This window comes from Sphingomonas sp. 66-10 (genome assembly GCF_001897045.1).
Taxonomy (GTDB): Bacteria; Pseudomonadota; Alphaproteobacteria; order Sphingomonadales; family Sphingomonadaceae; genus Sphingomonas; species Sphingomonas lycopersici.
In genome coordinates this window covers 2,341-10,479 of sequence record NZ_MKRR01000064.1, presented here as the reverse complement: position 1 = coordinate 10,479, position 8,139 = coordinate 2,341, and the positions used below count along the sequence as shown (strand labels likewise).

Genomic DNA, 8,139 nt, shown 5'->3' with positions numbered 1-8,139 from the left:
GTGCGAAGCTCGATCCGCCTGCAAACGGCCGCTACCGAGGTCGAAACGGTGGAAGCCCTACCCGCCGTCGTCGATACAGGTCTCGCACAGCCTGCACCGGGCAACGACGACACGCCGGCCTGACTCCGGCGGGTCAATCCGCCGGCATATCACTCGGCCGGGTCGGACGCATCGTTCCAGCGATGAAGAGGGGTGTGCCACGTGGCACAGCTACGCCAGCAAGGAACTGGTTCCCGAGCTGGGGCCGCGTTCGTCAGCTCGACGATCCAGCCACCCGTGTACGTGGGATCTATACGCCGCTTCGCAAAGCCATTCCCGTAAGGAGGACAAATGCCCGCAGGCCCTGGAACATCTTCCTCACCGCGTGAACTCGTCACCAAGGCGTTTGACTCCGCCTTCGTGATCGCCACCATATTAGCGGCCATCTATTTTGCCGGGTGGACCTACAGACAGGCCTATTTCGGCCGTTTTGCCATCGATCCGACCAATCTTGGCGGTTCGAACATTGCAGTTGCGGTGGAGGGCCTCGGTGCCATTATCACCACAACCGGCGCGTGGCTTACAGCGATCCTGCCGCTGCTGATCGTGACGGCGCTTACTTTGATTGCCGGCAAGCTCTTCGACCGCGCCAGGGCTGCATCGCATAGGCCGCCGTTTTTTGATCCTCTGACATTGTTTATGGCTCGGGTGGGGTGCGGGACCATTGTCATCCTCATTGTGGTCGCCGCTGGCCATGTTGCAGGTACGATCCGAGCGAAAGACCGCATAGGTAACATCACCCGAGGGGAGGTGTGGATTTACCATCTCGAAGGAAAGCAGGTGTCAGGTATCACGCTGGGGCAATCCAACGACATGACATGGGTTCTCACCAAAGAGGGTGTGCGGCCCCTCAAAACGGCAGAGATCCAGCTTATAGATGGCGCTCTATTCAACAGGGTTGCTACAGAACGCTAACGTCTAGGATCAGCGTGAAGCCGGGTGCGACCCTGCAAGCACCGCTCCTTTCGCTCTCTGCGCCGACCAAGCCGCCGTACCGCCGTCTCGGCCCTATTGGGTGACGATCCTCGCGTGAAAGGTGTGCCACGTGGCACACCTGATCGAAGCGCCTAGGGCGCGGCGTAAGCCCGTTCGCGCCGCTGCCCTCCCCCGGAGGCCATCCAGCGCCGGGGAACACCAAGGGCGGCTGCCCTTTCGTTCCCGAACGACAATCGACCGCCCGTGTAATCCGCCAAGCGTGGCACTCGACGCCCTGCAGGGCGTCGGCCACGCTAGGGCGGCTCGCCCGCGCCAGCGGTAGATTCTCGCCCTCCCTCCCCATCCCGTTCCTCGCCGGAAAGGCAGAGCCGGTTGCTGTTGCGACCGGCTTTCAGCCTCAGAGGAAAGGAAGACAATCATGGGACGGATCACCGACAACCGGGCCGACATCTATCAGGAAATCACCGATCAGATGATCGCCATGATCGAGGCGGGCACCCGGCCTTGGTCGAAATCGTGGAACGGCAGCACCGCACCCACCATCCCGCTGCGCTCGACGGGGGTTCCCTATCGCGGCATCAACGTCCTGACCCTTTGGGTTGCCGCCATGACGAAGGGCTATGCTTCCCCGCATTGGCTGACCTTCAAGCAGGCGCTCGCGCTCGGCGGCTGCGTCCGCAAGGGCGAGAAGGGCTCAACCGTCGTCTATGCCAACAAGATCGAGGTGAACGCCGACAGCAAGGCACAGGAGGGCGCAGAGCGAGGCGAGGATGGCAAGCGTCAGGTGGCGTTCCTCAAGCGCTACACCGTCTTCAATGCCGAGCAGATCGACGGCATCGAGGCGAAATATCCTGCCCCCTTGCCCGTCATCACCGCGACCAATCCCGACCAGCGCGACGCCGAACTGGACACGCTCTTTGCCCGCGTGCCCGTCACCCTCAAGCACTTCGGTTCCCAGCCCTATTATCAGCCGAGCGGCGATCATGTCGTCATGCCGCAGTTTGCCGACTTCCACACCAGCGACGACTATTATTCGACCCTAGCGCACGAGCTTTGCCATGCGACGGGGCACGTTGACCGCCTTGCCCGCCCCTCCCTCATTTCCACGAAGCGCGAGGACTATGCTCGCGAGGAACTGGTCGCCGAGCTTGGGGCCGCGTTCGTCAGCGCCACCATCGGCATCAAGCTCCACGATCGCGAGGACCACGCCGCCTATCTGGCGAACTGGCTTCAAGCGCTCCGCAACGACAAGAAGTGCATCTTCACCGCCGCACGGCTCGCGCAGGACGCGTCCGACTGGCTGTTGAGCCGCATGGCGGTCGAGACAGCGCCCGAACTGGAGGCGGCGGCGTGACCGCCGCCGACGATCCCGGCCCCGACGGGGGCCGGGGCGTGGCGGCGCGCATTGTCTTTGACCCGAGCGTCGCCACGGTGAGCGAGGAGGAGTTTAACGAGCTGGTCGCGATCATGCGCGATGGCCCAAATGCGAAGCCGCTGACCCCCGAAGCGCAATGGCGGCGCGACTATCACAAGGCGATGTTCCACCGCCGCCTTGTCGGCGTACAACCCGACCTGTTCGGCGGGAAGCCGGTAACGCATATGTACAAGGCCGCCCCCGGGCCAGTCAGCGACTGGAAACCGGAACCGGTCGAGGAGAAGCTGTCCCGGATCGCGCGCGATCCCCAAGCGACGTTCGGCATCGGCCGACCGGCTCTTTCGCCGGAGGAACTGGCCGTCGTCATCGACGGCGCAGCCAATTGGCTGCGGATCGCGCAGCGGGTCCGGATTGCGGGCGCTTTCGCATCCTATGACGGGCGCGCGGAACGCCGCATCGGTCGGAAAGGCGTGATCTGGCGCTTGTGCAGCCCGGTGTTTGCAGGCCACACCTATGTTTATCTCGATCCGACCGGCGCCGAGCGGGTAGAGAAGATCGTGATGGTGGAGCTGCGCGACGTCGAGCCGATCGATGATGCGCTGTTGGTCCCCGTCCCCTTCCACGCTTGAAGGAGCAGAAGCGAATAGTCATGAGCCCACCCCAACGCCGCCCCGCAATCCGGGCTGTCAGCTTCGAGGACGTTGGCGAGGCCATTGCCCGCCTGATCGTCGTCGCCGGGTCCGATACCGGCCAAGCCTCGCGTGCGGCCGACTTCCTGTTGGCATGGTGGGACGGCAGTGCATGGGGCCATTTTCCGGTCCTTCACCTCTGCAATTGCGATCCCGGCATCTCGGAAGACATGCTCATCGTCATGGCGCATCTGGCGGCCGAGCCGTCCGTCTATCCCGATGCTTGGGGCTACCGCGACGCGATGGCGGCGCTGGTCGAGCAGTGGCGGCCCGCATGACCCCGCTGCGCACCGCCATCGACATCATGACGGGCTTGCCCATCGATCGCGATACACGCCGCGCGCGGCTACTCGCCGCGCGCCGCAAGCCGGTCGGAAGCATCCCCCGGCGCGGCATCCTGTCCGGCCATTGGGATCGTGGCAATGTCGTCGGCGCGTTCCGGGGAGGACGCGGCAGCTTTATCGCGGACTAGCTGCGAAATCGCGCGCCGCTTCCCCGCCAAGCGAGCAAGCGGCGCGCTGGTTTGAGGTCAGGCGGTGAGGTGCTGGTAGAGGATCGTGCCGCCGATGAGGATGAGCGTCAGCCCGCCCAGCATCTCTGCATAGCGGCCGATATACCGTCCCGCGTGCTTGCCGAGCATGACGCCGATCGTGGCGACGACCGTGGTGATCCCGCCAATGATGAGGCACGCGGTCAGGATATTGACCTGCATGACCGCGAGACTGACACCCACCGCCGTTGCATCGATGCTGGTGGCGAGCGCGGTAACGACCAGTCGCCACACGCCGGTCTGAGCGCGCTGACCCGCGTCCACGTCGCTTTTCGTCGCTGCATGGATCATATGCCCGCCGACGCCGAAAAGCAGGAAGAAGGCTATCCAATGATCGACTGCCGCGATCCAAGTGCTCAGCGCCAGGCCGATCGCCCAGCCAATCGCCGGCGTGATCGCCTCGAAGAAGCCGAACACGGCGCCGACACGTAAGGCATCGCGCCAACGATTGCGCTGATTGGTCGCACCCTTCCCCACCGCCGCAGCGAAGGCGTCGACCGACAAGCTGGCGCCAAGAGCGCCGAGCGTTAGCAAACCCGTCATTGATATACGTCCAAGGGCCGTCAACCGAACGACGCAATCCACCTCCGGCCACGAGAGAGGTAGCGCATCGTTGGTCTCGCCGGGCAGATCAAAATCTGCTGCCATCGCCACGAACCGGAAGGTTCAAGGATGTTGACGATGGCCCCGCAACAGCGGGTAGCTACTCCCCAAGAGTGAGACGCCCGTATCCCCTGGGGGGCATATGTACAAGCCGAATCCGATCAACCCTGTCCGATTAGGCGATCACCAGTATTTGGATATCGCCCGGAACTGCTCCACCGCCACCTTTGTCCCCTCGCCCTCTTCGGCGTGAACCAAGCAGTGATCGATATGATCGTTGATGAGCGCGCGCTTGGCGCTGGCGATCGCGTTCTCCACCGCCTGAAGCTGCTGCGCGATATCGACGCACGGCCGTTGCTCTTCGATCATCCCGACGATGCTTTTCAGGTGCCCGGTCGCACGGTTGAGCCGCTTGATGATCGCGGGATGATTGGAATGATCGTAATGGGCCATGTCACCCTATAAGACAAACGGACGAACTTTGTCGAGCAACCCCCCGGGGGGATAGACTCTATCCCCATGGGGGGATATGGACCTGCCCGAACTTCACGTCCGATCGGTCGCGACCGCCGGGCTTGCCGGGACGCACCATGACCTCTTTCGCCGAACTCGTTCAACAGGGCAGCTCCAATCTCTGGCTGTTCATCCCGACCGCGCTGCTGCTCGGTGCGCTGCACGGGCTGGAGCCCGGCCATTCCAAGACCATGATGGCTGCGTTTATTATCGCAGTGCGTGGCACTGTTGGCCAAGCCGTCCTGCTCGGCCTGTGCGCGGCGCTTTCGCACACCGCGATCGTGTGGGGCATCGCGCTTGGCGGGCAATATCTCGGGCGCGGCATCAACACCGAAACGACCGAGCCTTACCTCCTGCTCGGCTCGGCCGTCATCGTTCTTGGCATCGGTCTATGGATGATTTGGCGCACGCGTGCCGATCAGAAGGCCGAAGCCGCGCACGATCACCACCACCATCACGGCGAGGACGAGATCCGCACGATCGACACCGGCCACGGCATGATGCGTCTGGAGATTTTCGAGGATGGCGTGCCGCCGCGCTGGCGGGCGAGCTTTGCCAAGGGTGGCTGGAAAGCGGCGGATGTTATCCTCACAACGGATCGCGGCGAAGGCCGTTCGCAGACATTCCGCTTCGTCGATCGGGGCGATTACATCGAAAGCGTCGAGGAGATCCCGGAACCGCACGCCTTCAACGCGCGCGTCTCGCTGGGCCACGGCGGCCACAGCCATGACTACGACCTCACATTCGCCGAACACGGGCACGATCACGGCCACGGGCATGATGGACTGAAGGTCACGGGCGACGATGCCTACATGAACGCGCATGAGCGCGCCCACGCCGCCGATATCAGCCGCCGGTTCGCCGATCGTCAGGTAACGACCGGCCAGATCGCGCTGTTCGGCCTGACGGGCGGGCTGATCCCCTGCCCCGCAGCCGTCACCGTCCTCCTGCTCTGCCTCCAGCTCAAGCGTCTCGCGCTCGGTGTCGTGCTGGTGAGCGCGTTCAGCGTCGGCCTTGCCGTGACGATGGTCAGCGCCGGCGTCATCGCATCGCTCAGCGTCACGCACATCCGCAAGCGCTGGTCAGGGTTCGGCGACTTCGCGCGCAAGGCGCCTTATGCGTCGGCGGGCCTGATGCTCGTGATCGCGGGCTACATGGCCTATTCCGGCTTGCAAGGCCTCAGTCGGATCGGCGCGATCTGATGCGATCGCCTTGCGTCGATCTATGTGGTTTCGATGCCCGCACCGGATGGTGCCGGGGGTGTGGCCGCACGCGCGACGAGGTCCGGCGTTGGCGTAACCTGCGACCTGGTGATGCACGCCGCGTCATGAGCGACCTGCCACACCGCTTGGCAAAGCTGACCGACCGTTCCGCAAAGGGGGGCACGTCCTGATGTCGTGTCTCGCCGCCAAGGCGCTGGTATAATGTCGAGCAGGCTGAAATAGCGTGAACGCTCGAATTGACCGGCAAGTGATTTCCTTGCCCCGTTTTTTGCGTCGGCTTACGCTGCAAATGATGGCGGTGCAGCGTTCCTCTGTTGCGATCCTAGGAGTCGTGTTGGCGCTGGCCGCTGTCCTCGGGCTTGTCGCAGTATCGGGATGGCATAGCGCCATGGTTCACGATCACGGCCCGGTTCAAGTCGCCATGGTCGATACCCATTCTGATGACGATCACGACCATGCGGTTATGATCGATCATGACGATCAGGCTCCGGCAAAGCAGGCCGACGGCGACGGGCCAGCTCACCTTCTTGCCCACGCCGCAGGCCACTGGGTTGCTTTCGATGGCGCGAGGGCTGCGCCGGTTGCGGCCATCGTCGCCGCTCGCGTGTGGTCGATATTAACTCCATCGCTCCCCAGCGGGATCGACCCATCTAAGCTTCTGCGTCCGCCTCGCGGTTGAGTCTCGCCGACGCCGCGCGCGTCGACTGACTACCCTAGAGGATCATGCACTATGAACGGCAGTTTTCGCCGGTCGCGCACCGTTGCGCTGACCGGCGCCTTTGCGGCGCTATCGCCCGTAGGTGCGGCGTGGTCGCAGACCGCACCCCCCTTTGCACAGCTTCTAAATCAGACGCGTGATGTGCCGCGCGTCCTGGCGCTAGAAGCAGACGTCGCCCGAGCACGCGGCTTGGCATTACAAGCGCGCGCCCGACCGAACCCCTCGATCAATGTCTATGCAGAGAATTTCGTGGGCGACCACGATCGCAATGCGCGCAATCAACAACAGACGACTTTCCAGGTCGATCAGCCTGTCGAACTGGGCGGCAAGCGATCCGCTCGGATCGCCGCCGGTGAAGCCGGGATCGTTGCGGCAAAGGCGCGCGATCGTGACGGCCGTCTCGTCTTTGCGACTGAGCTGGCGCGCGCTTATGCTGGTGCCGAAATCGCCGATCGTCGCATCACCATCGCCGAAGAAGAGGTTAAACAGGCGACCGATGTCTTGAGGGTTGCCCGCGCTTTGGTCGGCGCCGGCAAGGAAGCCCGTCTCCGGCAAGTGCAGGCCGAAACCGAACTGAACACGCTTCAGGCCGACCTCGAAAACGCGCGCGCTTTCAAGACGGTCGCGCTGGCACGTCTTTCGGCGCTCGCCGGTATGACCACCCCCTTCACCGGTCTTTCGGAGTCACTCCTCGATCGGCTCGATGCCAAGCCGGCTTTCGGTCCCATTGACGCGATGCAGGCGACGACGGTGCGGGTCGCGGAAGCCGAACAAGACGCCGCTGCGCGGGCGGTGACGGTGCAACAGCGCCTCGCCATTCCGAACGTCACTGCGCAGCTTGGAGTGCGTCAACTCCGCGTCGCGAGCGGCCCTGCCCTAGTCGCCGGCATATCGGTCCCGCTCCCCTTCTTCGATCGCAACCAGGGCAACATCGCGGCGGCACGCGCTGAGCTGCAAGGAGCAGAAGCGCGCGCCGCCGCGGCCCGGCTCGAAGCCGAGGCCGGGACACGCGCCGGTCTAGCGCTGGTCGAGGCAGCCGACGCTCGTGCCGCTGCCGCGCAGCGGACTTTGACAACCGCCGAAGAAGGCTACCGCCTCGCCCGCATCGCTTACGAGGCAGGTAAAAGCCCGCTGATCGAACTGCTCGCCGCACGTCAAAATCTCGGAGTCGCCCGCGGCCTCATCCTCGATGCCGCCGCAGCGCGCCTCGACGCCCGCGCCAATCTCGCCCGTCTGCAGGGCCTCACCATCACCGGAGAAGCGGTGCAATGACCGATAAAACTCGCCTCTACACCGGCGCCGCCATTGGCCTGGTCGCTGCCGCCGCGCTTGGATTCGGCGCTGCGCGCCTCACCCAATCGCCCGCCCCTGCCCCTGCTCCTACGGAGGCCGCAGCGCCAGCCAAGCCGTCGAACACGGTCGCGATGACGCAGCAGGCACTTTCGGCATCGCAGATCACTGTAGCCCCGGCGGCCTCCGGCGAGCTGGACGCC

General features: G+C 64.2%; 11 protein-coding genes, 1 pseudogene and 1 riboswitch. Of the genes and pseudogenes, 9 read left to right on the top strand and 3 right to left on the bottom strand.

The features are described from left to right. Positions 1 to 330 precede the first annotated feature (330 nt). The 5 genes from BGN95_RS06355 to BGN95_RS06335 all read left to right on the top strand — a co-directional run bounded on the left by BGN95_RS06355 (position 331) and on the right by BGN95_RS06335 (position 3,511). Positions 331 to 954 (top strand): hypothetical protein, encoded by a 624-nt coding sequence (locus BGN95_RS06355; protein ID WP_056432825.1) that lies wholly within the window; start codon positions 331 to 333, stop codon positions 952 to 954. A gap of 439 nt (positions 955 to 1,393) precedes the next feature. Further along, on the top strand, positions 1,394 to 2,329 hold the full coding sequence (locus tag BGN95_RS06350) for an ArdC family protein (protein ID WP_042469543.1): 936 nt from the start codon (positions 1,394 to 1,396) through the stop codon (positions 2,327 to 2,329). Next, the gene (locus tag BGN95_RS06345) at positions 2,326 to 2,979 is read left to right on the top strand and encodes a hypothetical protein (protein WP_018251240.1); all 654 of its coding nucleotides are present in this window, start codon (positions 2,326 to 2,328) and stop codon (positions 2,977 to 2,979) included. Before BGN95_RS06350 ends, BGN95_RS06345 begins: the two co-directional genes overlap by 4 nt. A 20-nt stretch (positions 2,980 to 2,999) precedes the next feature. Continuing rightward, positions 3,000 to 3,317 carry a DUF7673 family protein gene (locus BGN95_RS06340; RefSeq protein ID WP_018251239.1) on the top strand — a complete coding sequence of 106 codons (318 nt, stop codon included), beginning with the start codon at positions 3,000 to 3,002 and terminating at the stop codon, positions 3,315 to 3,317. Then, a complete protein-coding gene (locus BGN95_RS06335; RefSeq protein WP_018251238.1) occupies positions 3,314 to 3,511 on the top strand; it encodes a hypothetical protein in 198 nt (65 codons plus the stop codon). Before BGN95_RS06340 ends, BGN95_RS06335 begins: the two co-directional genes overlap by 4 nt. Positions 3,512 to 3,568: 57 nt before the next feature. Here the strand turns inward: BGN95_RS06335 and BGN95_RS06330 are convergent, their stop codons facing one another. Then, positions 3,569 to 4,093, bottom strand: a complete 525-nt coding sequence (locus BGN95_RS06330; RefSeq protein ID WP_241217812.1) for a manganese efflux pump MntP — start codon at positions 4,091 to 4,093, stop codon at positions 3,569 to 3,571. A gap of 43 nt (positions 4,094 to 4,136) precedes the next feature. After that, positions 4,137 to 4,307, bottom strand: a riboswitch (yybP-ykoY riboswitch). A gap of 68 nt (positions 4,308 to 4,375) precedes the next feature. Then, positions 4,376 to 4,645 carry a metal-sensing transcriptional repressor gene (locus BGN95_RS06325; protein WP_007406864.1) on the bottom strand — a complete coding sequence of 90 codons (270 nt, stop codon included), beginning with the start codon at positions 4,643 to 4,645 and terminating at the stop codon, positions 4,376 to 4,378. Between the two features lie 137 nt (positions 4,646 to 4,782). Between BGN95_RS06325 and BGN95_RS06320 the strand changes: the two genes are divergently transcribed. Both BGN95_RS06320 and BGN95_RS06315 read left to right on the top strand, forming a co-directional pair. After that, positions 4,783 to 5,907, top strand: a complete 1,125-nt coding sequence (locus BGN95_RS06320; RefSeq protein WP_007406849.1) for a nickel/cobalt efflux transporter — start codon at positions 4,783 to 4,785, stop codon at positions 5,905 to 5,907. Then, the gene (locus BGN95_RS06315; RefSeq protein ID WP_037569978.1) at positions 5,907 to 6,098 is read left to right on the top strand and encodes a DUF1289 domain-containing protein; all 192 of its coding nucleotides are present in this window, start codon (positions 5,907 to 5,909) and stop codon (positions 6,096 to 6,098) included. Before BGN95_RS06320 ends, BGN95_RS06315 begins: the two co-directional genes overlap by 1 nt. Before the next feature lie 152 nt (positions 6,099 to 6,250). Here the strand turns inward: BGN95_RS06315 and BGN95_RS06310 are convergent, their stop codons facing one another. Beyond that, positions 6,251 to 6,463, bottom strand: a complete 213-nt coding sequence (locus BGN95_RS06310) for a hypothetical protein (RefSeq protein WP_043058994.1) — start codon at positions 6,461 to 6,463, stop codon at positions 6,251 to 6,253. 195 nt (positions 6,464 to 6,658) lie between these two features. On the opposite strand from BGN95_RS06310, the gene BGN95_RS06305 reads away from it, so the two are divergent. Continuing rightward, a complete protein-coding gene (locus tag BGN95_RS06305) occupies positions 6,659 to 7,918 on the top strand; it encodes a TolC family protein (RefSeq protein ID WP_007406848.1) in 1,260 nt (419 codons plus the stop codon). Further along, positions 7,915 to 8,139, top strand: a pseudogene (locus BGN95_RS06300) (efflux RND transporter periplasmic adaptor subunit); the annotation flags it as partial. The gene BGN95_RS06305 and the pseudogene BGN95_RS06300, both read left to right, overlap by 4 nt.

Coding starts and splice junctions, on each gene's coding strand:
- BGN95_RS06320 (WP_007406849.1), top strand. CDS start 4,783: ATGACCTCTTTCGCCGAACTCGTTCAACAGGGCAGCTCCAATCTCTGG.
- BGN95_RS06315 (WP_037569978.1), top strand. CDS start 5,907: ATGCGATCGCCTTGCGTCGATCTATGTGGTTTCGATGCCCGCACCGGA.
- BGN95_RS06335 (WP_018251238.1), top strand. CDS start 3,314: ATGACCCCGCTGCGCACCGCCATCGACATCATGACGGGCTTGCCCATC.
- BGN95_RS06325 (WP_007406864.1), bottom strand. CDS start 4,645: ATGGCCCATTACGATCATTCCAATCATCCCGCGATCATCAAGCGGCTC.
- BGN95_RS06355 (WP_056432825.1), top strand. CDS start 331: ATGCCCGCAGGCCCTGGAACATCTTCCTCACCGCGTGAACTCGTCACC.
- BGN95_RS06350 (WP_042469543.1), top strand. CDS start 1,394: ATGGGACGGATCACCGACAACCGGGCCGACATCTATCAGGAAATCACC.
- BGN95_RS06340 (WP_018251239.1), top strand. CDS start 3,000: ATGAGCCCACCCCAACGCCGCCCCGCAATCCGGGCTGTCAGCTTCGAG.
- BGN95_RS06305 (WP_007406848.1), top strand. CDS start 6,659: ATGAACGGCAGTTTTCGCCGGTCGCGCACCGTTGCGCTGACCGGCGCC.